The sequence below is a fragment of the Photobacterium swingsii genome (genome assembly GCF_024346715.1).
Lineage (GTDB): Bacteria > Pseudomonadota > Gammaproteobacteria > Enterobacterales > Vibrionaceae > Photobacterium > Photobacterium swingsii.
Map to the genome: position 1 here is coordinate 194,565 of NZ_AP024853.1, position 25,645 is coordinate 220,209.

General features: G+C 43.4%; 19 protein-coding genes. 13 read left to right on the forward strand and 6 right to left on the reverse strand.

The window, feature by feature from the left end; genetic code table 11:
* Positions 1 to 2: 2 nt before the first annotated feature.
* Genes OCU77_RS18240 through OCU77_RS18250 form a run of 3 tightly spaced genes read left to right on the forward strand, consistent with a single transcriptional unit; the run spans position 3 to position 3,563 of the window.
* Complete coding sequence (locus OCU77_RS18240) at positions 3 to 2,216, forward strand: xanthine dehydrogenase family protein molybdopterin-binding subunit (protein ID WP_048897762.1); 2,214 nt, start codon at positions 3 to 5, stop codon at positions 2,214 to 2,216.
* The gene (locus OCU77_RS18245) at positions 2,206 to 2,676 is read left to right on the forward strand and encodes a (2Fe-2S)-binding protein (protein ID WP_084711719.1); all 471 of its coding nucleotides are present in this window, start codon (positions 2,206 to 2,208) and stop codon (positions 2,674 to 2,676) included. The genes OCU77_RS18240 and OCU77_RS18245 overlap by 11 nt, the downstream gene beginning before the upstream one ends.
* Positions 2,670 to 3,563 carry an FAD binding domain-containing protein gene (locus OCU77_RS18250; protein ID WP_048897764.1) on the forward strand — a complete coding sequence of 298 codons (894 nt, stop codon included), beginning with the start codon at positions 2,670 to 2,672 and terminating at the stop codon, positions 3,561 to 3,563. Before OCU77_RS18245 ends, OCU77_RS18250 begins: the two co-directional genes overlap by 7 nt.
* Positions 3,564 to 3,680: 117 nt before the next feature.
* On the opposite strand, the gene OCU77_RS18255 is transcribed toward OCU77_RS18250, so the two are convergent.
* From OCU77_RS18255 to OCU77_RS18270, 4 genes are all read right to left on the reverse strand, one after another.
* Entirely contained in the window at positions 3,681 to 4,790 is a 1,110-nt protein-coding gene (locus OCU77_RS18255) for an AAA family ATPase (protein ID WP_048897765.1), read from the reverse strand.
* Between the two features lies 1 nt (position 4,791).
* On the reverse strand, positions 4,792 to 5,646 hold the full coding sequence (locus tag OCU77_RS18260; protein ID WP_048897766.1) for a radical SAM protein: 855 nt from the start codon (positions 5,644 to 5,646) through the stop codon (positions 4,792 to 4,794).
* 263 nt (positions 5,647 to 5,909) lie between these two features.
* Complete coding sequence (locus tag OCU77_RS18265) at positions 5,910 to 7,235, reverse strand: MATE family Na+-driven efflux transporter (RefSeq protein ID WP_107302669.1); 1,326 nt, start codon at positions 7,233 to 7,235, stop codon at positions 5,910 to 5,912.
* A gap of 96 nt (positions 7,236 to 7,331) precedes the next feature.
* The gene (locus OCU77_RS18270; protein ID WP_048897767.1) at positions 7,332 to 7,613 is read right to left on the reverse strand and encodes a hypothetical protein; all 282 of its coding nucleotides are present in this window, start codon (positions 7,611 to 7,613) and stop codon (positions 7,332 to 7,334) included.
* A gap of 212 nt (positions 7,614 to 7,825) precedes the next feature.
* Here OCU77_RS18270 and OCU77_RS18275 point away from each other — a divergent pair, with 212 nt between their 5' ends.
* Positions 7,826 to 9,634, forward strand: coding sequence for a sigma 54-interacting transcriptional regulator (locus OCU77_RS18275; protein WP_048897768.1), 1,809 nt, complete (start codon positions 7,826 to 7,828; stop codon positions 9,632 to 9,634).
* 135 nt (positions 9,635 to 9,769) lie between these two features.
* Here OCU77_RS18275 and OCU77_RS18280 read toward each other — a convergent pair whose 3' ends face one another.
* Positions 9,770 to 10,384 (reverse strand): CIA30 family protein, encoded by a 615-nt coding sequence (locus OCU77_RS18280; protein WP_048897769.1) that lies wholly within the window; start codon positions 10,382 to 10,384, stop codon positions 9,770 to 9,772.
* On the opposite strand from OCU77_RS18280, the gene OCU77_RS18285 reads away from it, so the two are divergent.
* The 6 genes from OCU77_RS18285 (at position 10,364) to OCU77_RS18310 (ending at position 19,087) form a co-directional block, all read left to right on the forward strand.
* Positions 10,364 to 10,546, forward strand: a complete 183-nt coding sequence (locus OCU77_RS18285; protein WP_144414887.1) for a hypothetical protein — start codon at positions 10,364 to 10,366, stop codon at positions 10,544 to 10,546. The two genes, OCU77_RS18280 and OCU77_RS18285, sit on opposite strands and share 21 nt — an antisense overlap.
* Before the next feature lie 234 nt (positions 10,547 to 10,780).
* The gene (gene ygfM, locus OCU77_RS18290; protein ID WP_107302668.1) at positions 10,781 to 11,575 is read left to right on the forward strand and encodes a molybdopterin-dependent oxidoreductase FAD-binding subunit; all 795 of its coding nucleotides are present in this window, start codon (positions 10,781 to 10,783) and stop codon (positions 11,573 to 11,575) included.
* A 2-nt stretch (positions 11,576 to 11,577) separates the two neighbouring features.
* Positions 11,578 to 14,448 (forward strand): molybdopterin-dependent oxidoreductase Mo/Fe-S-binding subunit, encoded by a 2,871-nt coding sequence (locus tag OCU77_RS18295; RefSeq protein ID WP_107302667.1) that lies wholly within the window; start codon positions 11,578 to 11,580, stop codon positions 14,446 to 14,448.
* Positions 14,449 to 14,586: 138 nt separating this feature from the next.
* Positions 14,587 to 15,993: a nucleobase:cation symporter-2 family protein gene (locus OCU77_RS18300; protein ID WP_048897770.1), complete on the forward strand. Its 1,407-nt coding sequence runs from the start codon at positions 14,587 to 14,589 to the stop codon at positions 15,991 to 15,993.
* Between the two features lie 87 nt (positions 15,994 to 16,080).
* Positions 16,081 to 17,397 carry a guanine deaminase gene (guaD, locus tag OCU77_RS18305; RefSeq protein ID WP_107302666.1) on the forward strand — a complete coding sequence of 439 codons (1,317 nt, stop codon included), beginning with the start codon at positions 16,081 to 16,083 and terminating at the stop codon, positions 17,395 to 17,397.
* 307 nt (positions 17,398 to 17,704) lie between these two features.
* Complete coding sequence (locus OCU77_RS18310) at positions 17,705 to 19,087, forward strand: NCS2 family permease (protein ID WP_211320086.1); 1,383 nt, start codon at positions 17,705 to 17,707, stop codon at positions 19,085 to 19,087.
* Between the two features lie 189 nt (positions 19,088 to 19,276).
* On the opposite strand, the gene OCU77_RS18315 is transcribed toward OCU77_RS18310, so the two are convergent.
* Complete coding sequence (locus tag OCU77_RS18315) at positions 19,277 to 21,034, reverse strand: sigma 54-interacting transcriptional regulator (RefSeq protein ID WP_048897771.1); 1,758 nt, start codon at positions 21,032 to 21,034, stop codon at positions 19,277 to 19,279.
* Positions 21,035 to 21,509: 475 nt separating this feature from the next.
* Between OCU77_RS18315 and ygeW the strand changes: the two genes are divergently transcribed.
* From ygeW to OCU77_RS18330, 3 genes are all read left to right on the forward strand, one after another.
* Positions 21,510 to 22,697, forward strand: a complete 1,188-nt coding sequence (gene ygeW, locus OCU77_RS18320) for a knotted carbamoyltransferase YgeW (protein WP_048897772.1) — start codon at positions 21,510 to 21,512, stop codon at positions 22,695 to 22,697.
* Between the two features lie 167 nt (positions 22,698 to 22,864).
* Positions 22,865 to 24,073, forward strand: coding sequence for a diaminopropionate ammonia-lyase (gene dpaL, locus OCU77_RS18325; RefSeq protein WP_239685873.1), 1,209 nt, complete (start codon positions 22,865 to 22,867; stop codon positions 24,071 to 24,073).
* 222 nt (positions 24,074 to 24,295) lie between these two features.
* Positions 24,296 to 25,507, forward strand: coding sequence for a YgeY family selenium metabolism-linked hydrolase (locus OCU77_RS18330; protein ID WP_048897773.1), 1,212 nt, complete (start codon positions 24,296 to 24,298; stop codon positions 25,505 to 25,507).
* Positions 25,508 to 25,645 lie beyond the last annotated feature (138 nt).

The following is a 25,645-nucleotide window of genomic DNA, read 5'->3' on the forward strand; positions in this document are numbered from 1 at the left end:
TTATGGATACGGTAAATACGCGCTTTAAGTGGGAGGAAGCCACAGGAGCTGCGAAATATATTGCCGATCGCCATTACGAGGGACTATTAGAAGGGCGGTTTTATCGCTCTTCTTGCCCTCGTGGGCGGATTAAATCGGTAACACTTCCATCATTGCCTGATGGCTATCATATTTTTGGTGCAGATGATGTTCCCGGACAGAATGTGCTGCCAATTGTCGAAATCGACTGGCCAGCGTTTGCTGACCAAGAGGTACGGTTTGTCGGTCAGGTGATCTACTTGGTCGTTGGGCCTGATCCTGATGTCGTTGACTCACTACTCAATGAAATCCATGTTGATTATGAGCCGTTGACACCTGCCTATACCATCAATGAGTCCAAAGCACTGAAAGATGGTGCGATTCATGCTGATAACAATGTCCTTGATACGCATATGCTGACGAAAGGGGATATTGAAGCTGGTTTTGCCAATGCGGTGACCATCATTGAAGAGACCTGCTCGACGAACTATCAGGAGCATATCTATCTCGAAACGCAAGGGGCGGTTTGCTATCCACAAGACGGCAAAGTAGTCCTCGAAGGTTCGATGCAGTGCCCTTGGTATGTGCACCATACCATGGCGGTTGTATTGGGCCACGACAATGTTAGGGCGATCCAATGTCCAACTGGTGGCGGATTTGGCGGTAAGGAAGATTTTCCTGATGTGCTTGCAGCGCCATTAGCGGTTGCTGTCGAGAAGTTACAACAACCCATCAGGCTTATCTTTGAGCGTGGGGAAGATATTGCTACCACCTCTAAGCGTCACCCTGTCACTTTCCACTATAAAACCGGTGTTGATGCTAATGGCAAGATCATCGCCATGGACATCAAATTCGATGTTAATGCTGGCGCCTACCTGAGCTTATCAGGCATCGTGTTGCAGCGAACCATCACCACGGCAACCAATGTGTATGACATTCCTAATGTCCGTGTTGAAGGGCATGCTTGGGCAACGAATACTGTACCGACGGGTGCCTTCCGCGGGTTTGGCTCACCACAGAACTGCTTCTGTATGGAAACCCACATTCATCACGTCGCTAAAGAAGTTGATGCTGATCCTGTCACTTTCAAACAACAGCATATGCTGACATCTCAATCCCAATCTCTGACTGGCGCTGAAATATTCGGTGAGTTAGTGCTAGATGAGATGCTGCAAAAAGTGCTCGATATGTCGGATTATCAGCGTAAATTCGCCGAATTTAACCTGTCGAAAGAGAGTCACTTTGATCACTGTATAGGAAAAAGCACAGGTAAAAATAAAGGTATAGGATTAGCGATATTCCAGCATGGCTGTGGTTTTGCAGGTGATTTGGAAGACACCTTAGTCAGGGCCAAAGTCAAATTGGTTAAAGAGCCTGACGGCACGGTGCAAATCCTCGCCTCTAATACCGACATAGGCCAAGGGCTAAGCCTGACTTTCCGCAAGATCGTGGCTGATACGCTCAATAAATCCATAGATCTTGTTCAAATTGCGGTGCCCGATACAGGCATCGTGCCCGATTCTGGCCCGACAGTGGCTTCGCGTTCGATCTTGATCGTCGGCTATATCCTCGAAAAAGCCGCGAAAAAGCTGCAAAAAATGTGGCTAGAAGGCGAATCACAAGAGATCGTCGAGGTTTACTGTAAACCTGACTATCACCAGTGGAATCAAGACACTTACCAAGGTAATGCTTACCAAGCAACCAGCTACGGCGCCAATGTAGTTGAAGTTGAGGTCGATATGGCAACAGGTGAAGCTGAAATTACTGGTGCCTGGGCGGTATATGACATAGGTAAGGCCATCGACGGCACGATTTTCAGAGGCCAGATTGAAGGTGGTTTGGTGCAGGCACTGGGTTATGGCAGTTGCGAGAAACTAGAACTCACTCAAGATGGTGTTTTTGCTCAGCGTTCAATGGCCGATTATGTTATCCCGACAGCGCTTGATGTTCCTGCCATTGGTAGTGCACTTGTCGATAACCCGTACCCCTATGGGCCAAATGGCGCCAAAGGTGGCGGTGAGCTCACGCATAATGGTGGCGCGGCTGCATTTGCTGCTGCAGTTGAGAATGCCATTGGCGTGCCACTCTCGTCGATACCCGTCACGCCAGAAAAAGTGTGTGAGGCACTGGCTGATGGAAAAAGCACGCAAATTAAGACAATAAGTGCTGGCAATGGAGAACCTATCAATGAAGATTGAATTCTACCTTAATAGCGAACTTGTCGCTGTAGACGTTGAACCCATGCAGTCTTTACTTCATACCTTGCGCGGCACTATGGGACGCACTGCAACTAAAGAAGGGTGTGGAGAAGGTGAGTGTGGCGCTTGTTCGGTACTCTTCAATGGGCGCTTGGTCAATGCTTGCATGATGCCTATCAGCCAAGTCGAGGGCGGTGATGTCATGACGCTTGAAGGCTTACGGCAGACCGAAAAAGGCCTGTGCGTGATCAATGCGCTGCTTGAGGCAAAAGGTGTGCAATGCGGGTTCTGTACGCCAGGGATGGTATTAGCGCTCTATGCCTTACTTGACGCTGATCCTAACCCTTCTGAACATGCTATTCGCACTGCTATTTCAGGCAATCTTTGTCGCTGTACAGGCTACGGGATGATTGTTGAAGCCGCTAAGATCGCCGCGCAAAAAGGAGAGGGCTTATGGTAAACATCTATCGGCCTGAAACCTTGGCTCAGGCATTGGATACCTTGTCGACAGGCAAGATGACAGTGTTTTCTGGGGGCACGGATTTGATGGTTCAGCATGGCGTTAGGGCAGGGATGTCACCTCGATTTGAGGACGACGTACTGTTTGTCGATACCATCGATGAATTACAATACATTTTGACGACCGATCACGAAGATGAGAACAATCAAGAGCAAGCTTTGTATATTGGATCCGGTGTTGTACTGGCCGATATTGAGCGTAATCCCTTGGTGCCTTCGATACTTCGTCAAAGCGTAGCTAAAATTGCAGCCCCCGCCTTACGTAATCGCGCCACATTAGCCGGGAATATTTGCAATGCGTCGCCTGCCGCGGATTCATTGCCTGCCTTGTATGCACTAGATGCGCATGTTGTTTTGTCATCCATTCATGGACAGAGGGAGATGCCATTGAAAGATTTCATCTTAGCGCCAAGGGTTACCGCGCTAAGGGAAGATGAAATGCTCACTCATATCATTATTCCACACCATGATTTGCCAGAAGTGTTTTACCACAAAGTGGGGACAAGAGCGGCTAATGCGCTAAGCAAGCTGTCAGTGGCTGGCTTGGCTCGTATCAAGCGTTTTCCAAAGAAAGCACCAGTGATTGAAGATTGGCGTGTTGCATTCGGCGCGGTGGGGCCCACTGTAGTGCGTAGTCGTGAATTGGAGTCTTTGGTTATTGGTCGGTCAGTGGAAACATTGGCTAAACCGAAATTTATCGCTCAGGTTGTAGACTGCTATCGCGAAATCATTCGCCCAATAGACGATCAACGCTCAACGGCGACTTATCGGCAGCAGGCCTCGCTGAATCTACTCACCCGTTGGTTAGAAGGACTATCAAGAAGTTAATTTTACTCTGTTTCGTGTTTTCCTTTGTTATTCGAGTTGGGGCCGTTTGGCCCCTTTTTTTGTTTAGGTAGCTTGTTTGTTTTTTAACCACATATATAAATATAGTATTCAGGCTATTTAATGGTGGGTACCGTATAGCCGGGCTCCCATATCACCTTTTCCTGTTGGCCTATCTTCTTTGTTGGAAAAGCCAAGACAATGAAATGAAACTTTATGCTTAAGAGAATGCATCATATTCAATGCTTTTACATTAATGGATAAACAAATGACATGAATTTTCATACGATATGACTCAGGAAGTGATTCTACTATTGTTTTTATGGTTTTCCCGCTATCAATGACTGAGTCGATAATCACTAATTTTTTGTCGTTATATAAGTGAAAGTCATCGTTGTTATATTTTTTATATGTATAAAAACTTCCATTGTAATTATTTATGAATCCATTGGATATATAGTTTCCTGACCGATCCATAGAAAGAACTTGGTAGTTCTCTTGGCCTAGTTTAGTTTTTGAGTAAAATGCATCTACTAGAAATTCACCAATCTTATGATGAAGCCTGCGTAAGGCTGATGGTGATAGCTTAGAGTCAAATTGTTCATAGTATAAACTTCTGGTTTTTAGAGTTTGTGGAAGATAATATTCATTTAAAAAAACAACATCGGAATATTTTTTTTTCATAAATTCACCATCTGAATAGGTGTGATTTAACACTCCAAATTGAATGTCATTTTTTATGCAATAATCTTCTGCTGCTTGAAACTCCTTTTCAGAAAGATCTTTTATTTCATTTAAACTTCGAATTTTTCTGTTTCTGATTTTTGATGTGTTATCTTTATTAATATTACTCTCTATCGTTTTTGAAAAAGAGTTTAGGTAAATAATGCCATTGGATATTCCATTATTATTTGTAGCCATAGCATTAACTCTTTCACCTGTGACTGAATTATCAACATACATATGACCATCTAAAAATAAGTGTTTATATTTATTTTTTTCTCTGATGAACTCAAGATGAAATTTGTTCACTAATTTTTCACGTGTGTTATTATCAACCAAATTAAAATCGAACAGTGTATCTATACCTTCTCTTTTGAGGAAGCTAAAGAAACGAGTGGATGTCTGAATGGCTAAACCATCATCAGTGCTCTTGGCTAGTTGTTTAGATACGGTTGTTTTTCCTGAGCCTTCTATGCCAACTAGGTAATAAAATTTGCTGTTATCCATTTCAAAGACACTCTCTCATATATTGTTCTGCTTTTAGTATTATTCTTTCTATATTATTACGAGTTTGCACTGCAACTGGAATATTTGAGTTATTACCAATAGTTGCACATGAATAACACGCATCTCTAGGAACTTTTGATGTTAAATAACTATAAACATCACTGAGTGAAGTTTCAGAATTAATTAACAAACCCTGTTCGTCCCACTTTTTCTTTGCGATGCGAGAACAACTAAAAAGGCGGCCGCGTTCTAGAGTGACATCATATTTTCTATAGAAACAAGTTGACCAATGATGCCTTGTTTGCTCTGGTTTGTTTTTAACTTCACTCAGCAGGTCATCCCAAGCCGTTTTTCTTCTAAATTCAATTTTTCCCTTGTAATTTAGAGCTTTTATGTATTGTCTCCAGGTTCCTTCAAACTCTTCTGTCATAACATAATCACTAATTATTAAACTATCTAAATTAGCTAAAGTTTCTCTATTTATCCCTTTAGGATAGAGACCATTTGTAACTATTTCAATTTGTTCGGATATACCAACTTTTAGAATATCGACAAGATATTTATTGAGATTTCTGGACAAAGATGCCTCTCCTCCGGAAATAATAATCTTCTCAACTTTTACACCACATGATTTTAATAGTTCAAGAGATTTAATATGTTCATCTATCCTTTGTCCGTTGACAGGAGTTACTTGCTTAGGAATGTTGAAGCCGCATCCTAGACAATTTAAATTACATTTATTAGTTATGGATAATTCAAGCTCTCTAATTTTCCCTCCTGATATTGGATTAGCATCTTTCTTTTTTCTTTTTGGTGAGTTATTAGCCAATTTGTTTGTTGGTTTTTCTTTTTTCATAGTATCATTCTTATTACATTTTAGTGTTTAATTATATTTATTCTCATGCCAAACCAATTTAAATATATAGATGAAATAATATTTACTGGCCTGTTAAACGACCTGTTGGCACTTTGAATAATTCGCTTGCTGACCTTGTTAGCATAAGAATTTAATCCATAACTCTTAACCTAAGTCTATTCCCCTCATTGCTTATCTTTATTTCATAGTAGTAGTCTAGGAATGGGTAGCTTTCCTAGTGTTTTTATATATCGCTTACTATCTTAACCAAACACATTAGATAAGCTTGGCTTTTGACGTTCTGTATTTCTTAGCCAGATATAAAGACCTAGAGTAAGTACAGCGTCAAAAAGCAGGGCAAAACCAAACATTAATGCGATAGTTTCTAGTGATGGAATAAACCAGTCCACTTGGTAAGCAATATAAGCTCCGCCATAAAACAATATATTAACGATGAGGGATTGATAGAGCATCAAATCTGTTCGACCTAAGCCATAAAAGTAACTATCGATAACATTATTAAAGGCAAATACTGCGTAAAACCCTATTAATAAACCTGCAAGTTGAACTATAGGGCCGGGATCTGTGACTCCTATCACCGTTAGAATAAAAACATCCCATAAAGGCATGCTTGCCAGCCAAAAACAAATAATGACGAGGCTCAAAACAATATATGCATTGATCTTTTCATGTGTTAGGTTTCGACTTGTTGCTGTATCTTGCTTTATTAATTGCCCTAAAGCGAGAATCGGCAGGAGTAACCACCCCCAAATAAAGTTGTTTGTGACCCAGTACACACCCGATTGTTGAACCTGATTAATAAGCTGCAAGATCATAACTAAAAATGCAAAGTTACGAACAAAGGATTCTAATCCAGACTTAGAACCAATCTTAAACCAGACTTTGATCCAATTTTGATGTTGAAATTGAATGTGACGTAGCCGGAAACCATCCTTAGTTAAATAAATAATCGATACTACTGAAAGTGATAAGTTGACCAAAATATTGGTTGTCGCAATGCCATTTACACCGAGGGTGAGTGAGAGTGGCAACTGACTGGCAAACATGCTATCACCTATTAGCGTTAGTACCGTTTGTAGTATTAATAGGGTGTATAATGCTCGCTGGTTATCTTTTAAAACCAACACCAAACTAAAAAAACCAAATACGCTAGACAAAAGAATGGCTATCGATTCTAAGCGAATATACTCAACAGTTTGTATGATTAGATGAGCATCTTGCTTCATTCCTATGACAAATTTTGGCGTAAACATCAATACTAAAGCGGTTACAATTAGGTAAAAAAGAATAACAATTACTAATGATGTTGAAACTCGTAACTCATAAGCGCGTTTTTCTGAAATAACTTGACCCAGAAGAAAAGCCAGTGGAATTAATAAAGCTTCGCTGAGTACTTCATAACCAATATTGAGCCATGATACTTGCGCGGCAATACTATATACCCATGTATCGGGCATATCACCTAAGAGATGAATTCTGGTTGTAGAGTAGATTAGTGGAATAAATCCGTTCAGTATGAGTACCAGTAAAAGCTTATAATTAATACTTTTAATTTGACTGATTAGCATTTTATTTATCTTCTATAATATTAATAATAGTCGTGACTCTTTTTTAAGTGCCAGCCTTTATGAAAAGGGCACTCATACAGTTTTAAGTGTTGTCCTTTATCTTGTAACAAAATTGCGGCTCTTTGCTTCACGCATGATATGTCGGATAGAGTTGTTTGTTTTTGCCATCCCCTCCTGTGCAGTTAAAACAAGTTTTACTTGGAGTGTGTCGGTGCTTGGGCGCCAAATGCCAATGCTCACATTTAGGATATTGGCAAAGGAAAAATCATGTCCGTAGCATTGATTTTCATCGCTCGCTGCATCTGTGGCTCCTAATTCAGTGAAATAGACAGACAATGGTTGGTTTGTTGTGCGGCAAAAACAGGTTGAGCTTTTCATCGATGGTCCCTCATGCTGATTTATGGGTCTATCTGTTAATGCAGTTAGTGTGCCAAAATTATAGTGTGTTGAGGATAAAATAAAAGCACCATAAAAACAGCGAGTTATCCTTGGTTTCTTTTAATTGCCGCATTTGATCGACCTTGACCAAAACCTTTTGGTTGTATATTTTTAACCAAAAGGTTTGCTGTAGACTGTGAGGAATGTTTTAAATGTCTGAGAAATTTACTTTTATCACCCCTTTTTTTGAGTGGCATGGTATTGGCTATTTAGATGTCATACTCCAAGCAATGAATGATGCTTATCAAAAAAACAGCACTCTTCCTAAAAGCACAGAACGATTTGACTCGTATCAGATGCAGGAGAAATTTTCACAAAATGGTGAATTGGAGTGCCTTGAAAGAGGGGTGTATTTATTACCCCTCAATTATCAAGTGACTATAGGGCGCTCGTCTCGATGGAAAGAGTTTGTATCTCCAGAAAAACAACAAAACATTCAAGAAAGCATCCATAAGACTTCAACAAATTATGATGAAACTAAAGAAGATTTAGCTAATCTGGTTTCGTACTTACAAAGTGCTGAAGATAAGAACTTTCCAGATTATCAATGGTTGAAGAAAAATTGGCGCCATCAGCAGGATCTTTGGCACATTATTAATGAGTTCAGCATCGGAACTCAGGTTGCTTGGTATAAGGATAATTCCTCGATCTATAAAAAGTCACCACAGATAGAGTTTGTTGAATTAGATATAGAGTATGCTCAGTTGCATGATGAATATAGAACTGCGAAAATTCTGAGATATTGGTTGGCAGAACAGAATTTAAATCAACATGCTTATGTAAACTTATGGGGAGCTATGACAAGTTTTCAGATTGCTTTTCATTATTTATCTTGGGCGTCACCTCGTTTTAAATCAGCACATCTTGTAAAGTGTATTAATGAAAAAAAATCTAACCTTCAGGAAAGGCTAACACCGATAAGAATAGAAAAGGCGAATAAGGATTTATTAGTTCAATTGCGAGCTGATGATTTGGACCAATATGGTTTATCTGAACAACAAGAAAAGACATATCTCTGGCTAAATAAATATCGAGAACTTGGAGATAATTTTACAATTCTGTTGCTTGGAGCCAGAGGGGTAGGTAAAACAAAAGTTGTAACAGATGTTTATGCGAACCAAGGCAGAGATGTAATTAGTGTAAATTGTGCTCAGTTTCAGAGTAATCCAGAGCTGGCAAGAAGTGAGTTATTTGGTCATGTAAAGGGTGCATTTACAGGGGCGAATGAAAATAAAAGTGGTGCTTTTTCAGAAGCAAACAATAAAACGTTATTTTTAGATGAGATCCATCATCTAGATAAAGCAACTCAGTCACTGTTACTTACTGCACTACAAACAGACCATGAGGGGCACTTTTCTTTTGTTCCATTAGGTAGTAATAAGCATACAAAGGTTAAGTTTCAATTAATTACGGCTAGTAATCAAAAGATTGGACAATTAGCGGAATTGATATTACCAGATCTTCTTGACCGAATAAGTCAAAGGACTCTTGAATTTTCTCCACTGCAACCTGGAGAGGCAATCTGTGGTGAGTTCATCCATGTATGGGAAAAAATGGATTTTAAAGGGGCGCTGAATCCCGTTGAGCATGATAAAAAATTTCTTGATTGGTTAACAAATATAGATCGTGTATTTAGTGGTAATTATCGAGACTTACAGAAAATAGCAATTTTGTGTGCTGATTATCAACGTTGCTCTGATCTTTTGCCAAAGAACATTTCATTAATCAGCTATGTTGAATCAACGTGGCGACAAATAACGGCTAGTAGACCGAAGGATGTCTCAATTGAAAACTTCTTAGATGAACATAATAAACTTTCATTGAAAGAGATAACTGATGAATTTAAAGCTAAAGTTGTACGTGCGGCGGAGCTGTATAATGGAGATATAAAAACAGCGGCAAAGATGCTTGGCATCACGCCTAAAAATCTGATCGAGATTAAAAAGAGAGTTAATAGTTGATTTAAATATGGTCAAAATTTTTTGGTCACCATACTCTATTAGTTGTGATTTTAGCTGGTTTATCAAGTAGTGTATTCGAGAAATGTGCAATGAAACATTTCTGCCAAGATATTTTGGCTTGAAAATACCATTAATTTATTCACTCACTTCCTGTGAGCTTTGAAATCGAATTTGGATTAAATTCAGCGCAAAGGGGCCGGGCTGCTTATCGGCGATGAGTAAGCCAACTTGCTTAATGTCTTGGGCTGTAAGTTCAGGGGCATTGCTGATAAGTCGCCCTCTAAATACCGCTTGAAACTTGTTGAGGTCAAAGACCTTCACCTGCTGTTGGTCTTTGTTAGTTGTAAACTCGTGTTTGTAAGTGATTCTATTACCGTTCTTCCATGTCGCGAGTCTTAGTTGATAGCGACGGCCATCACCGATAAAACTCACTGCCACTTGATTAACCTCGAATGGTAGAGGGCCAATCGTTCGATTGATCGAACTAAAGCCTCCATTGTTGTCGAGTGATATCTCACCCCAAAAACGACTCGACTCACTATCAAAAGTGAGTTGCCCTTGTGAAATACCGCCCATCACATTGTCGTTGGTGGCTTTCCACTGCTGGTGTTCGTGAGGCTGTGTTAAGTCGATCATAATGGTTCCTGATGGAATAACTGTGTTGGATAAGGCGATGGAGGCAAAGAGCAAAATACTGAGCGCTGTTATTAATTTAACAGCAGCGGGGAAATGCGTGACCAAATGGCGCATGTTGATACCTGCTTATTTTTATTGCTGTGGGTAACTACGGATTGGCACCTCGCATGGATCACTGATACTTACCGCACTATCAACGCCATTCATATCATATTGATAGCCCCTGATATTATTTTGATATCACCATCCCCCTTAGTGATAACCGTTATTATTTAGGTGGTTAGGTCGAGAACATTTAACAAGTAAAAAGGAATATTTGTCCCGATGGTGATGCCAATTTGGGCTAAATTTCTGACTCCGCTCACGAATATTTTCCTTAAACAATCGGTTTTAGCAGCTTGGCGTGTTTGTTGCCTTTTTAGTTTTTAAGACATTAATAACGTTCCGTAGAGCCATTAGGTTGAACGCATGGTGCAGGAATAACAACGATAATGCGAAAAGGCAATTAATATGATTGAACAATATCTAACGCCTGATACCCCTGCTCAGGCACTTGAATTCAAGCAGTTACATGGCAATGATGCCATTTGGTTTGGTGGGGGATCTAAAATCAATGCAGCACCTACCAAAACGGATAAGACGATAGCTATTTCTTTGGGAAAACTGAATTTATCCCAGATCGAGCAGCAAGGTGATAGCTTATATATAGGTGCGATGTGCCACATCCAGCAGTTAATTGACCATGAGCTTGTTCCTGTGGCCTTAAAGCAATCTGCTGCGTTTATCTATTCCCGTCATATCCGTAATCAGGCCACTTTGGGTGGTGAGATTGCCGCACGACAGCCAGAGGCATTGTTAATACCTAGCCTACTTGCGCTGAAAGCAAAATTGAAACTGGCCAATGGCCAGGAAGTGGATGTTGAAGATTACATCAATAATGATGAGCGAGCGCTTATCGCCACTGTCATTATTCCAGATAGCAGCCTGACTTGTATTGGTTACAACATTACTCGCTCTGCGGCGGGGCTTGCGATTGTGACGGCTGCGGTATCGATTGATAAGCAAGGCAATAAAGTCATCGCGCTTGATGGTGTGTCGCCCTTGCATCAAGGTGCGGCCCGTCCAATTCGTCTTCGCGATGTCGAAACACAAGATTTAAAAGGGGAACTGCTAGAGCAAGCCGTTGCCGATGCTATTTACCCAGAAGCCGATATTCGCGGCGGTGTGGAGTATAAGCGATATATCGCCGGTGTTGTGATCACGGATTTGATGGCTGAATGTCAGTACATGGTAGAGGAGGCATAATCATGACGATTCAATTTACCTTAAATGGCCGTCCTCAATCTTTGGAATGCCGTCTTGGCGAAAATGTACAGACATTGCTGCATTCTATGGGTTATCACTCGGTTCGTAATAGCGATGATGGTTGGGGTTATGCGGGATCGGATGTGATCCTGCTTAATGGCAAATTAATTAACGCCTCTTTACTGATTGCTGCCCAGCTTGAAGGTGCGGAAGTCAAAACAGCGGAAGCGCTTAGTGAATGGAATCAGTTAAGCCTAGTGCAGCGGACGATGATCGATGTGGGCGTGGTGCAATCGGGTTATAACGACCCTGCATTGGCGCTGATTTTGACCGATCTCCTAGAGCGTATTCCACAGCCAACACGCGATGAGATAGATGATGCGCTATCTGGCTTGTTTAGCCGTGATGCGGGTTATCAGCAGTTCTATGAAGTAGTTGAATTGGCCGTGAAGCGTCTTGACGATCCTGCTTACACTCAACAGTTTGCGCCAGAGTTTCGTGATGACTTGGCGGTGGTTGGTAAGAACTGTCCGAAGATTGACTCAGCGAAGATGGTGCAGGCCAAACCTTGCTATGTTGAAGATCGGATCCCCGCTAACGCTTGCGTGATTAAGATGCTGAGAAGTCCGCACGCTCATGCTTGGATCAAGCATCTGGATGTGTCTAAAGCTGAAGCACTCGCAGGTGTGGTATCTGTGATAACGCACAAGAATTGCCCTGATATTCCTTATACACCGGGTGGTCAGAGTGCACCTGAACCATCACCGCTTGATCGCCGTATGTTTGGTCAAAAGCTGCGCCATGCGGGTGACCGTGTGGCTGCTGTTGTCGCTGAATCGGTGGAAATTGCAGAGCAAGCATTGACACTGATTGACGTCGAATACGATGTGCTTAAGCCTGTCATGAGTATTGATGAGGCGATGGCTGCCAATGCGCCGATCATTCATAACGAGCCAATCGAATATGGCGTAGGTGCGCCTGATGATTTAGAAGAGCAGAACCGAAACGCCGATCCGCGTGAAGGTAAGTTAATCGTGAACTTCCCGATTGGTTGTTTCCCTCGCAAAAATATTGCCGCCAGTGTTCGCGGCCATATTGGTGATCTCGATAAAGGTTTTGCGGAAGCGGATAAGATCATCGAACGTACTTACGAATCGAAACAGGTGCAACAACTGCCTGTTGAAACCCATATCTGCTATAGCTATATGGATGGTGATCGCATTGTGATGCACGATTCGACCCAGGTGCCTTGGCACGTGCGCCGTCAGGTAGCAAAAATTCTTAATGTGAAGCAAAACAAAGTACACATAGTTAAAGAGCGTGTCGGTGGTGGATACGGCTCTAAGCAAGATATTTTGTTGGAAGATGTGTGTGCATGGGCTACGTGGACGACAGGCCGTCCTGTGTATTTCCACCATACCCGTGAAGAAGAATTTATTTCTAACTCAACCCGCCATGTTGCCAAAGTGGTGGTGAAACTCGGTGCGAAGAAAGACGGCACACTAACAGCCATTGATATGGATTTCCGTGCCAATACCGGCCCTTACGGAAACCATGCGCTGACGGTGCCATCAAATGGTCCTGCTTTATCCTTACCTTTGTACCCATGTGACAATGTGGACTTCAGGGTCACCACGTATTACTCCAATATTTGTCCGACTGGGGCTTATCAGGGTTACGGTGCACCGAAAGGCAACTACGCATTGACGATGGCAATGGCCGAAATGGCAGATGAGCTTGGCATTGACCATCTTGATATGGTTGAGAAGAACCGCGTGGTTGAAGGCCAAGAGCTGAAAATTCTCGCGGCTATCGGTGAAGGTAAAATGCCTGCCAGTGCGCCTAAAGTTCACAGCTGTGCCCTTGGACCTATTTTGCGCGAAGGTCGCAAGTTGATTGAGTGGGACAGTCCGAAACAGGATGACGGTGAATGGAGAGTGGGCCGTGGTGTGGCGATTATCCAGCAAAAATCCGGTATTCCAGATATCGATCAAGCGAACTGCCAAATCAAAATGGCATCGGATGGTACCTTCATTGTTCACTCTGGTGCCGCAGATATCGGTACTGGCCTTGATACAGTGATTAGTAAACTGACCGCGGAAGTGCTTTGTTGCCCGATGGATGACATTACGATTCATTCTGGGGATACCGATCATGCGCCGTTTGATAAGGGGGCCTACGCTTCATCAGGCACTTGTTTCTCTGGTAATGCGGCTAAGCGAGCAGCAGAAGCGATGCGCGAGAAAATCCTTCAGTGTGGCGCTGAAATGCTGGGTGAGCCCGTTGAAGATGTCGCGATTGTGACGCCGGGCTTGGTGAAAGGTAAGCAAGGAGAAGTCAACTACTTCGATATTGCCCACAAAGCAGAAAGCGGAACAGGGTGGGGGCAATTATTGGCTTCAGGTTGTTTCACTACACCAGAATTTGCCTTCCCTTATGGCGCGAATTTCGCAGAAGTGGCGGTGAATACGCGTACGGGTGAAATCCGTCTTGATAAGTTCCATGCCTTGCTCGACTGCGGTACGCCAGTTAACCCAGATTTAGCGTTGGGACAGATTTACGGTGCCAGTATGCGCGCCATTGGTCACAGCTTATATGAAGAGCTGATTTATGATGAGCATGGTGTCCCTGTGACCCGCGACTTGAAGAGCTATGGTGCGCCAATGATTGGTGATATCCCACGTGATTTCAAAGCGGTATTAGTACCAAGTGATGATCCGATTGGCCCTTATGGTGCGAAATCGATTTCTGAAATTGGTGTTAACGGCGCAGCGCCAGCGATTGCCAGTGCCATTCATGATGCATGTGGCGTTTGGATGCGAGATTGGCACTTTACACCAGAGAAGGTTTTACAAGGTCTGAATAAGCTGTAATCAATGCGAAGGCGGTCATTTCCAGTGGATGGGAAATGGCCGTTTTTTTTGTTGGGTTATCGACGGGTAAGCAGGGATAGGCTCTGGTTGATCACGTTGTAAAGACCCTAGTGTTTCACAGGTACGGATGGAACTGAAATGAAACTGCTTTATAACGTGGAAGATAAGCCTCCAATGGGGGCCGCAATTCTCCTTGCCCTTCAGCATATGCTTGCTGCAATGGGGGCTATCATTGCTGTCCCTTTGGTAGTCGGTAGTGCGATTGGTTTGCCAACGGAACAAATGGTTATTTTGGTCAATGCCGCTCTGATGGTATCGGGCGTAGTGACTATCATCCAATGCAAAGGGGTTGGTCCTGTTGGGATCCGGCTGCCTGTGGTGATGGGAACCAGCTTCACCTTTGTGGCTATCTCGATTTCTATTGGGATGGACTCGGGTATCTCAGGGATATTTGGTGCATCACTGGTGGGTTCCTTGGTGATGATCATTGGTAGTCGTTTCATGCCACAAATCAGGAAACTCTTTCCGCCTGTGGTGTCTGGTACCGTGGTGGTTTTGATTGGTCTAACAATCTTACCTGTCTCGGTCGATTGGTTGGCGGGTGGATTTGTTGGACAGGAACATTACGGTCAAATCAATAACTTGATGTTGGGTTTATTGGTGTTGGTTGTGGTGATTGTGTTATCGCAACTGGGTAAAGGACTGGTTTCGGCTGCTGCTATCGTGATTGGCATGATGGTTGGTTATATTGTCGCGATCTTTATGGGAGTGGTGGACTTTACACCGGTAAAAGAGGCTAAGTTCTTCTCCTTGCCTGGACTATTACCTTTCGGGTTAAGTTTTACGATCAGTGGCGTTATTGGGATGTCCATTGCTTATCTGGTTACCATTATGGAATCGACCGGTGACTTCTTAGCCTTGAGCGATGCAACCCATACCAAGTTAACAGGGAAGAAACTATCGAAAGGGATCTTATGTGACGGTGTCGGCAGTGCCCTTGCGTCAGTATTTGGTGCAACGCCTTTTTCATCATTCAGTCAAAATGTCGGCATTGTGTCGATTACTGGTGTAGCGAGTCGCCATGTGGTTGCTGTTACCGGTGTGATCATGGTGATTGCAGGTATGTTCCCGAAACTAGGCGGTATTGTAGTCACCATTCCTTCTCCAGTGCTTGGTGGGGCAGGACTTGTGATGTTTGCCATGATCATCTCCGCAGGTATTGGCATCCTGTCACGAATTAACTTCACCAAACGCAATATGCTCATCATTGCTGTCGGGGTTGCCTCGGGCATGGCGGTAACGGTTCGCCCTGAAATCTTAACCTATATGCCAGATTCAATCCGCGTCATTCTTGGCTCGGGCATTACGACGGGCTCTTTAGTCGCGTTGGGGCTCAATATTGTTTTGGGTATTAACCGTGCCGATGAAGCTGAGAGTGCGAATGAAAAACGCGAAGCATTGAAAGACCAAATCAAAGAGTGTGAAGAATGTGAAAAAGCATTGGCTGAGGAAGAAGCCATGCAGTCACGTGAACAACAAGTTTAAGTTTTCCAAAGAACGAATTTAATAAAAATGAGAGCTGGAAAAAACGGTGCCCTACCACTGGCCAGCACGGAAAGATAAGAGGTAATCATGGAATATACCCAATCTATTAAAGCAATTAGAGCGTCTATCTTAGATATCGCGAGAGTTGTCGACAAACCTGAAGATATAGAGCAGAACATCCGCTTTATTGAAGATGGTTTGATGTTAGTCGATAACGGGCGTATCGAATGGGTTGGCGAATGGTCTGAAGGTAAAGATAAAATCCCATCGACTGTTCGTATTCGAAGCTATCCTGGCAAGATTGTCATGCCAGGTTTTGTCGACACCCATATTCACTATCCTCAAGCCGAAATGGTTGGCGCTTATGGCGAACAGCTATTGGAATGGTTAAATAACTACACCTTCCCAACGGAAGCTCGCTATAAAGACAAAGACTATTCTCGTGAAATGTCGACCTTCTTTATCAAGCAGCTACTGCGAAACGGTACCACAACAGCCTTGGTGTTTGGCACGGTTCACCCTGAATCGGTTGATGCACTGTTTGAAGAAGCCGAGAAGATCAATATGCGTATGATCGCCGGTAAGGTGATGATGGACCGCAATGCGCCTGAATATTTGTTGGATACGCCAGAGATAGGTTACAACCAAACCAAAGAATTGATAGAGCGTTGGCATAAACGTGGTCGTTTACTGTATGCCATTACACCACGTTTCGCACCAACGTCATCACCAGAGCAGTTAGCTATCGCTGGCCGACTTAAAGAAGAATACCCAGATACCTATATACACACGCATTTGTGTGAGAATCAAAATGAAATTGCTTGGGTAAAAGAACTCTTTCCTGAGCAAGACGGTTATCTAGATGTTTACCACCATCATGGTCTGACGGGGTCGAAGAGTGTGTTTGCCCACTGTATCCACCTTGAAGATAAGGAGTGGGACTGCTTACAAGACACAGACTCGGCGGTTGCCTTCTGTCCAACATCTAACCTTTACCTTGGCAGCGGCTTATTCAAGTTACAGGAAGCATGGAAACGTAAGGTAAAAGTTGGGATGGGGACCGATATCGGTGCAGGAACAACCTTTAATATGCTGCAAACGCTGAACGAAGCGTACAAGGTTATGCAGTTGCAACAGCATCGACTCTCAGCGTTCGAAGCGTTTTATTTGGCCACGCTAGGGGGCGCTAAGTCACTCTCTTTGGATCACTTAATTGGTAACTTCGAAGTGGGTAAAGAGGCTGATTTCGTCATTATCGACCCATGCTCAACACCACTACAACAACTTCGCTACGACAGCTCTCGTAATTTGTCTGATAAGTTGTTCATGCTGATGACGTTGGGTGACGACCGAAGTATCTACCGAACTTATGTCGATGGCCGGTTAGTGTACGAAAGAGGTTAAACTTTACGCAAACGGTTTCGTTAGAAAATGATTTTTTGACAATTCAGGGTGAGTGAGGCGTATAATCGCCGCCAATTTACCTTGCTCAGCCCCGGTTATTCGCTCTAGGGATACTTCTTTATGGAGGTTATGGGTTCTGTAACTGGGGTTGTGTCGATAAAAAAGTCAGCAACATTTATAGCGTGACGGACAAGTCACAGCCCCAAGAAAGCAATCGATTGCTACGGGGCGGGTTGAGAGGAAGCTCAACGTTTATCGAGGTGTTCAGGCAGCGAGCCGGACACTCAATTTTACAAGGAATCACATCATGTCTGAGAATAGTTCGATTCATCATGAATCCACAGTGGTAGAAGAAGACACATCCCGTAAAGGCGGGTTGGATGGGTATTTTAAAATTTCCCAACGCGGTAGTAGTGTAAAACAAGAAGTTGTTGCCGGTTTGACGACATTTCTGGCAATGGTGTATTCGGTCATTGTTGTGCCGAGTATGCTTGGAGCGGCTGGATTTAACCAAGGGGCAGTGTTTATTGCTACTTGTTTAGTCGCAGCGTTTGGTTCACTGCTAATGGGGCTTTGGGCAAATCTGCCGATGGCTATTGGCTGTGCGATCTCCCTTACTGCGTTTACCGCATTTAGTTTGGTACTGGGGCAGGGGATCAGTATTCCCGTTGCGCTAGGTGCTGTGTTCTTAATGGGTGTGGTGTTTACTGCTATTACCGTTACTGGTGTGCGCCAATGGATATTGACGAACTTACCGTCCGGAATTGCGCACGGAACAGGGATAGGTATTGGCTTGTTTTTGCTACTGATTGCTGCAAATGGTGTCGGTTTGGTGGTGCAAAACCCGCATGACGGCCTACCTGTTGCATTGGGTGAGTTCACTTCATTACCTGTGCTTATGTCGATTGTTGGCTTAGCCGCGATTTTCGGGCTTGAGAAGCGCCAAGTTCCCGGTGGTATTCTGCTGGTGATTATTGCTATTTCAATCTTTGGTTTGATCTTCGATCCTAACGTGACCTATCAGGGGCTATTTGCGATGCCTTCGTTTGGTGGGGAAGGTGAATCCTTACTGGGAACCATGGACATTATGGGCGCATTGAACCCAGTCGTGATCCCAAGTGTATTGGCTTTGGTGATGACGGCTATTTTTGATGCAACGGGTACTATCCGTGCCGTTGCTGGTCAGGCAAAGTTACTCGATAAAGATGGTCAAATTATCGATGGTGGTAAAGCACTAACGTCGGATTCCGTGAGTAGTATTTTTGCTGGCTTTGTTGGTGGAGCACCAGCCGCTGTCTATATCGAATCGGCAGCAGGTACAGCAGCGGGGGGTAAAACGGGCTTAACCGCAACGGTTGTTGGCGGCCTCTTTGTATTACTACTGTTCTTGTCACCACTGAGTTACTTGGTCCCAGCATATGCCACGGCGCCTGCTTTGATGTACGTTGGTTTGTTAATGATGAGCAACGTCAGCAAATTGGATATGTCTGACTCAGTTGATGCGCTATCGGGCCTTATGTGTGCGGTATTTATCGTGCTAACGGGTAATATTGTTACCGGTATTATGCTTGGCTTTGGTTCTTTAGTGATTGGCCGCGTGATTTCTGGTGAGGCGAAACGCTTGAATGTTGGTACTGTCATCATTGCAATTGTATTGGTAGCCTTCTACGCAGGAGGTTGGGCAATCTAGTTTTAATTATGTTCCCTTTAGTTGCTGTCATGCTTAAAGTCGACAGTAGCTAAAGGGGGCTTATAACAGCCCCCGTTTTACATACTGATCTCACCAAGCTCCCCCCAAACAGTCGGCTTACTTGACGTTGCTAGTTATTGCTACCCATGATTGCTTTCTTTTGATGTGTTATTGATGATTTAATCCACTTCAAGAGGCTCGATGGCTGTTGAGTTCGTATTTTTTAATTTTACGGTACAAGGTTGCAATACCTATCCCTAGCTCTTCGGCGACCATTTTGCGGTTACCCAGACGATGTATCGCCTCTTCAATACGGTTCTTTTCCATATCTTCTAAGCTCATCGAGTAATCGTCGTTATAGGCAGCCTCAGGGCTGGATATTTCTGATGATTGCTCAAAGTGCGGCGGAAGTAAGTCAATGTCGATTTGGTCACCTTCAGGCACAATGTTGACAAGATATTCAACTAAGTTACTGAGTTCACGCACATTACCCGGCCAATGATAGACATTAAGGCGGCGCATGGCTTCAGCACTTATCCCTGGGTAAGCCACGCCGATTTTTTGTGTGTGATACTCAAGAAAGTAGTTAGTCAGTAATGCGATATCGCCTTCTCGCTCCCTTAAAGGCGGCAGTTGGAAAGGGATCACGTTGAGACGGTAATACAAATCTTCTCGGAATTTATTGGTGGCTATCATCTCTTGAAAATTATGATTGGTAGCGGAAATAATCCTGATATCCACTGGGACAGCATCATTAGAGCCAATCGGCATCACTTTACGTTCTTCCAGTACACGTAGCAGTTTCGCTTGCAGCGTCATTGGCATATCGCCAATTTCATCAAGAAAGAGGGTTCCTTTGTTAGCCGCTTGAATTAGGCCGTTTTTGCCCTTATTAGAGGCGCCAGTAAACGCGCCTTTGACATAGCCAAACAATTCACTTTCCAGCAAGGCCTCAGGAATCGCGGCGCAGTTGATCGCAATGAAGGGGGATTGGCTTCGATCACTGAGGTTATGTACTGCGTTTGCAATCACCTCTTTACCAGTGCCGCTTTCACCATTTATCAGTACGCTTGAAGGGCTGCTGGCAACACGCGTAATCATCTTTTTGAGTTGGCGCATCTTGGCTGATTCACCAATGACAGTGCTGAGTAGGGAGCCATGATCCTGAATCGTAAAATCGCTATTGGGTTGATGGTATGCCATCAAAAATAATTGCTGCCCTTGTGTGTTATAAAATTGCCCAACAATGAGTTTTTGCCATTCACCTTGTGAAATAATATGTTGTTGATGGCTTTTTATTTCATTATTGTGAAGTGACAATGATCTAATTTTAATTTCATGGTCATATAAAGCGTCCTGCTTTATATTTAAGTTATTAAGTGCTGGTTGATTACCATATTTTACTCGATTGTTTTCATCGAGAACTAATACGCCTTGGTCCATGTTTTCAATAAGATGAGTAAACACCTCATCAAGGCCTTTATTTTTACTGTTTCTTTCGACAACTTTAGATACAACTATTTGCGCTATGTGTTTAACGTAGTCTGAGAAAAGTTGGACATTATCCTTGATTCTTTCACGTGAATCTTCAGTGAATGCAACAAGACTGATCACGCCTAAGCAGCGTTCTTCAATCATAATGGGAACACCAAGGAAGGCCATTTCACGGCAAGAACTCTTGTTGTTACATCCTTCGCACAAAGGATCGGTTCTAGATTTAACTACAACTTTTTCTTCATTTGTTTCAATGATGTATCTGAAAATCCTTGAGCTTGTATTTAGCTTTTTGCCAAAAAACTTACTGTAGGGACCTGTGCCTGCAATCCTAACCAAATCGGCATCGACAACTTCGGCATCAATTTTTAACACTGCTGACAACATTTGGGTAAATCGAAGGATTGTTGGTTGCAACTGCATTAATTCTGAAGGAGAGGTAGTGTTCTGCATATTATTCAAACTATTCCTTTAATGACAAAATTAGCATAAATGAAAAAAAAATAGACTGTTTGGATATTTGTCAGGTTTTTCTAATTGAAAAGATCAAAATGGAAGGCTTTTGTTACCAAGATCATGTTGAAATATCAAAATGATATTCCGTTACTCTTATCACTATCATTTTGGCGTAAAGGGCTGATACATCTTTGATAGTTTTTATGCCATTTAATTTTCCTTTTTTATATAGGGGCACTTAATGGCTCTCACACCCCTGTATCTATGGGGAGTGAGGGTTATTTATAAATAACTTTTCACAGAAATTAATGTTGGCACAAATGTTGATTGCTACTTAGTCAAGTTCTGAATTATCTACATTTATTAACCGTAACTTATTACTGAATATTCTAGGGTCACTATCTATTAAGCGACTGCCCTGTGATGAAAGTACTGTCAGGGACGCATAACAATTAATACTGGGAAGGAAAATATGAAGAGCATCAATGAACTGATCAAGGAAATTAATGAGCTAAAATCTGAATTACATGATAAAGACTTTTTATTGACCTGGGAGCAAACACCGGAAGAGCTTGAGCGTGTACTGAAAACAGCGCAAGTACTTAAAGCGATGCGTCAGGAAAATATTGCTACTAACGTGTTTACTAATGGTCTTGGTATTTCTCTCTTCCGCGATAACTCAACGCGTACCCGTTTCTCATACGCATCTGCGATCAATATGTTAGGGCTTGCTCAACAGGATTTAGATGAAGGTAAATCTCAAATCGCCCATGGTGAAACCGTGCGTGAAACGGCCAATATGATCTCTTTCTGTGCTGATGCTATCGGTATTCGTGATGATATGTACCTAGGTGCGGGTAATGCCTATATGCGTGAAGTCGGTGCAGCTCTGGATGATGGTGTTAAAGAAGGTGTGTTACCTCACCGTCCTGCACTGGTTAACCTTCAGTGCGATATTGACCACCCAACTCAGTCTATGGCTGATTTGGCATGGCTGGAAGAACACTTCGGTAGCTTAGAAGAGCTGAAAGGCAAGAAAATCGCGATGACATGGGCTTACTCGCCAAGCTACGGTAAACCATTGTCAGTTCCTCAGGGCATTATCGGCCTGATGACTCGCTTTGGTATGGACGTGACGCTAGCGCACCCTGAAGGTTATGACCTTATCCCTGAAGTGGTTGAAGAAGCACGCAAAAATGCGGCTGCATCTGGCGGTAGTTTCACGCAAGTAGCCAGCATGGAAGAAGCTTTCAAAGATGCTGATATCGTGTATCCAAAATCTTGGGCGCCATACCAAGTGATGGGGCGCCGTACAGAGTTGTTACGTGCTAACGATCATGATGGCTTGAAAGCACTGGAACAAGAATGTCTGGCACAGAATGCTAACCATAAAGATTGGCACTGTACCGAAGAAATGATGAAGCTAACCAAAGCGGGTGAAGCATTGTACATGCACTGTTTACCAGCAGATATTACGGGCGTGTCTTGCGAAGCTGGCGAAGTGGAAGAGTCGGTATTTGATAAGTACCGTATTGAAACTTATAAGGAAGCCAGCTGGAAGCCATATGTGATTGCGGCAATGATTATGAACCGTAAATACCAAGAGCCAGGACTTATCCTACAAGAACTGCTGGATGATGCGAAGAAGCGTGTTAAATAACGCAATCGCATCACGAACCTTCCCCTGCCTAACAAAAGACGTTTTATGTGTTTGTTAGGCAGGGAAATACCCAATCAAACTGTTTGTCTTATGCAAGTCTAATCGCGGGGGTAATCCCTTAGCTTATTGAATAGCCCCGCCTTTTCTTTCTCTTATTTTTATGAGGTATGGTCGTGTCTACGTTCACTCTAAAAATGGAGATCGCCGATAACCGCCACTATAACGGTCAGCTTTCTCCTCTATTCACCGCCATCGAGGCGGAAAAAGCCCGTGCATTCCATCAAGCGGTGGAAGGCTACCAACCAACACCACTGCATTCTCTTGACTGTTTAGCTAACGTCATTGGTGTTGGGAAAATTCTAGTCAAAGATGAAGCCTACCGCTTCGATTTGAGTGCTTTCAAAATGCTGGGTGGGGCTTATGCCATCGCCCGTTTACTGTGTGATGAATTCAGCCTCGATATCAATGCTTTTGATTTCGCGAAATTAAAAAACGATATTACAGAAAAAATGACTTTCGCAACGGCGACCGATGGTAACCATGGTCGTGGTGTTGCGTGGGCTGCCAATAAACTCGGTCAGAATGCTGTTGTGTATATGCCAAAAGGTGCAGCCGATGAGCGAGTAAACAATATTCGGGCGCTGGGTGCGGAATGTATTGTTACCGACATGAATTATGACGATACCGTGCGTCTTGCCATTAAAACAGCGAATGAAAATGGCTGGAAAGTGGTGCAAGACACTGCATGGGAAGGGTATACCGAAATACCAACTTGGATCATGCAAGGTTACACCACCATGGCGGCAGAAGCCGTCGATCAAATGAAAGCCATGGCTGTTGAGCGTCCAACGCATGTTTTCCTTCAAGCTGGTGTTGGTGCAATGGCGGGTGGTGTGCTTGGTTACCTGTGTGAGCAGTATGGCCCAGATAAATTGCATTCTGTTGTTGTCGAGCCAGATAACGCTGACTGTATCTACCGTTCTGGTATCAGCGAGAAGGGTGAAATGGTCAATGTTAATGGTGACCTTGAGACCATCATGGTCGGCTTGGCCTGCGGAGAGCCTAATCCTATTGGCTGGCCAGTGCTTCGTGACTGTTCTACTCAGTTTGTTTCTTGCCAAGACAGTGTCGCCGCTCTCGGGATGCGAGTACTCGGCAACCCACTAGGTAGCGACCCAAGGATTGTTTCTGGTGAATCAGGTGCTGTCGGTGCTGGCTTGCTTGCCGCAGTGCATTTCCACCCAGAAAAAGAACAATTGATGGCTAAACTCGGCTTCAATAAAGACTCAGTGGTACTCCTTATTAATACCGAAGGCGATACCGATCCTGTCCATTATCGTGAAGTGGTATGGGGCGGTAAGCATCAAACGATTTGAGTTTTGCTCGTTAGCGAATGACTGCATGAAAGCGCGTATTGATGTTTATACCTTTGCGCTTTCTCTGTGCTCTCACACTAACCAGCGCCATTGAATGATTTAAAAATTGATAAACCCAAACTTCCAATTTAGCGTCGTGTCAGCGTCATCAAAAAGGCAGGATGCCGTGAAAATCGATCATACCGAGTGTGATGACCACCGCTCGGTTCAAGGAGAATTATAATGAATATTCCATTCACTCAAGTACTGGACAAAGCCCAAGAATATAAAGCGGATATGACTCGCTTCCTTCGTGACATGATTGCGATTCCAAGTGAAAGTTGTAACGAAGAAAAAGTTGTTTTACGCATTAAAGAAGAAATGGAAAAAGTCGGTTTTGATAAGGTTGAAATCGACCCTATGGGTAACGTACTCGGTTGGATTGGTCATGGCCCTCACCTAATTGCTATGGATGCACATATTGATACCGTGGGTATCGGTAACATGGATAACTGGAACTTCGACCCATACGAAGGTATGGAAGATGATGAGGTGATCGGTGGCCGTGGTGCATCGGATCAAGAGGGTGGTATGGCGTCTATGGTTTACGCCGGTAAGATCATCAAAGAGCTTGGCTTGGAAGACGAATATACCTTACTTGTTACAGGTACGGTTCAAGAAGAAGACTGCGACGGTCTTTGTTGGCAGTACATTATTCAAGAAAGCAATATCCGCCCTGAATTTGTGGTATCAACAGAACCAACAGATTGCCAGATTTATCGAGGCCAACGTGGCCGTATGGAAATCCGTGTTGATGTTGCAGGGGTGAGTTGTCATGGCTCTGCACCAGAACGTGGTGACAACGCCATCTTTAAAATGGGCCATATGCTCAACGATATTGAGAAATTATCTGCTAATCTTGGCGATGACCCATTCCTAGGCAAAGGTACATTGACCGTATCTGAAGTGTTCTACACCTCACCAAGCCGTTGTGCGGTTGCCGATAGCTGTGCAATTTCGATTGACCGTCGTTTGACTTGGGGTGAAACATGGGAAGGTGCTATCAAAGAAATCGAAGAGCTGGACTCTGTTAAGAAATTCGGTGGTAAAGTCTCTATGTACGACTACGACCGCCCAGCCTACACAGGGTTAGTTTATCCGACAGAATGTTATTTCCCTGCTTGGGTTATTGATGAAGAGCATGTTGCGACTAAGACACTAGAAGCTTCTTACGAGTTACTGTTCGACAAAAAACCAACCGTTGATAAATGGACCTTCTCTACTAACGGCGTTTCTATCATGGGTCGCTATGGTATTCCTGTGATTGGCTTTGGCCCTGGTAAAGAGCCTGAAGCACATGCGCCAAACGAGAAAACGTGGAAAGATCACTTAGTCACTTGTGCTGCGATGTACGCTGTTATCCCTCAGATGTACTTGAGTGAACTCAACAAATAGTTTTTGTAATGACTGAAGGAGGATATCAAGCTTTGCTTATTCCTCCTTTTCATCCTGGGGGTAACATCTCACCCAGGATGGATTTCTTGTTTGTCATGCTGATGTTTTCTGTTTCTTTTGTCTATTAATGCGAGTCGC

Bases quoted from the DNA above. Each gene is read 5' to 3' on its own strand.
- OCU77_RS18240 (WP_048897762.1), top strand. From the start codon at position 3: ATGGATACGGTAAATACGCGCTTTAAGTGGGAGGAAGCCACAGGAGCT.
- OCU77_RS18245 (WP_084711719.1), top strand. From the start codon at position 2,206: ATGAAGATTGAATTCTACCTTAATAGCGAACTTGTCGCTGTAGACGTT.
- OCU77_RS18250 (WP_048897764.1), top strand. From the start codon at position 2,670: ATGGTAAACATCTATCGGCCTGAAACCTTGGCTCAGGCATTGGATACC.
- OCU77_RS18255 (WP_048897765.1), bottom strand. From the start codon at position 4,790: ATGGATAACAGCAAATTTTATTACCTAGTTGGCATAGAAGGCTCAGGA.
- OCU77_RS18260 (WP_048897766.1), bottom strand. From the start codon at position 5,646: ATGAAAAAAGAAAAACCAACAAACAAATTGGCTAATAACTCACCAAAA.
- OCU77_RS18265 (WP_107302669.1), bottom strand. From the start codon at position 7,235: ATGCTAATCAGTCAAATTAAAAGTATTAATTATAAGCTTTTACTGGTA.
- OCU77_RS18270 (WP_048897767.1), bottom strand. From the start codon at position 7,613: ATGAAAAGCTCAACCTGTTTTTGCCGCACAACAAACCAACCATTGTCT.
- OCU77_RS18275 (WP_048897768.1), top strand. From the start codon at position 7,826: ATGTCTGAGAAATTTACTTTTATCACCCCTTTTTTTGAGTGGCATGGT.
- OCU77_RS18285 (WP_144414887.1), top strand. From the start codon at position 10,364: ATGCGTGACCAAATGGCGCATGTTGATACCTGCTTATTTTTATTGCTG.
- OCU77_RS18280 (WP_048897769.1), bottom strand. From the start codon at position 10,384: ATGCGCCATTTGGTCACGCATTTCCCCGCTGCTGTTAAATTAATAACA.
- ygfM (WP_107302668.1), top strand. From the start codon at position 10,781: ATGATTGAACAATATCTAACGCCTGATACCCCTGCTCAGGCACTTGAA.
- OCU77_RS18295 (WP_107302667.1), top strand. From the start codon at position 11,578: ATGACGATTCAATTTACCTTAAATGGCCGTCCTCAATCTTTGGAATGC.
- OCU77_RS18300 (WP_048897770.1), top strand. From the start codon at position 14,587: ATGAAACTGCTTTATAACGTGGAAGATAAGCCTCCAATGGGGGCCGCA.
- guaD (WP_107302666.1), top strand. From the start codon at position 16,081: ATGGAATATACCCAATCTATTAAAGCAATTAGAGCGTCTATCTTAGAT.
- OCU77_RS18310 (WP_211320086.1), top strand. From the start codon at position 17,705: ATGTCTGAGAATAGTTCGATTCATCATGAATCCACAGTGGTAGAAGAA.
- OCU77_RS18315 (WP_048897771.1), bottom strand. From the start codon at position 21,034: ATGCAGAACACTACCTCTCCTTCAGAATTAATGCAGTTGCAACCAACA.
- ygeW (WP_048897772.1), top strand. From the start codon at position 21,510: ATGAAGAGCATCAATGAACTGATCAAGGAAATTAATGAGCTAAAATCT.
- dpaL (WP_239685873.1), top strand. From the start codon at position 22,865: ATGGTCGTGTCTACGTTCACTCTAAAAATGGAGATCGCCGATAACCGC.
- OCU77_RS18330 (WP_048897773.1), top strand. From the start codon at position 24,296: ATGAATATTCCATTCACTCAAGTACTGGACAAAGCCCAAGAATATAAA.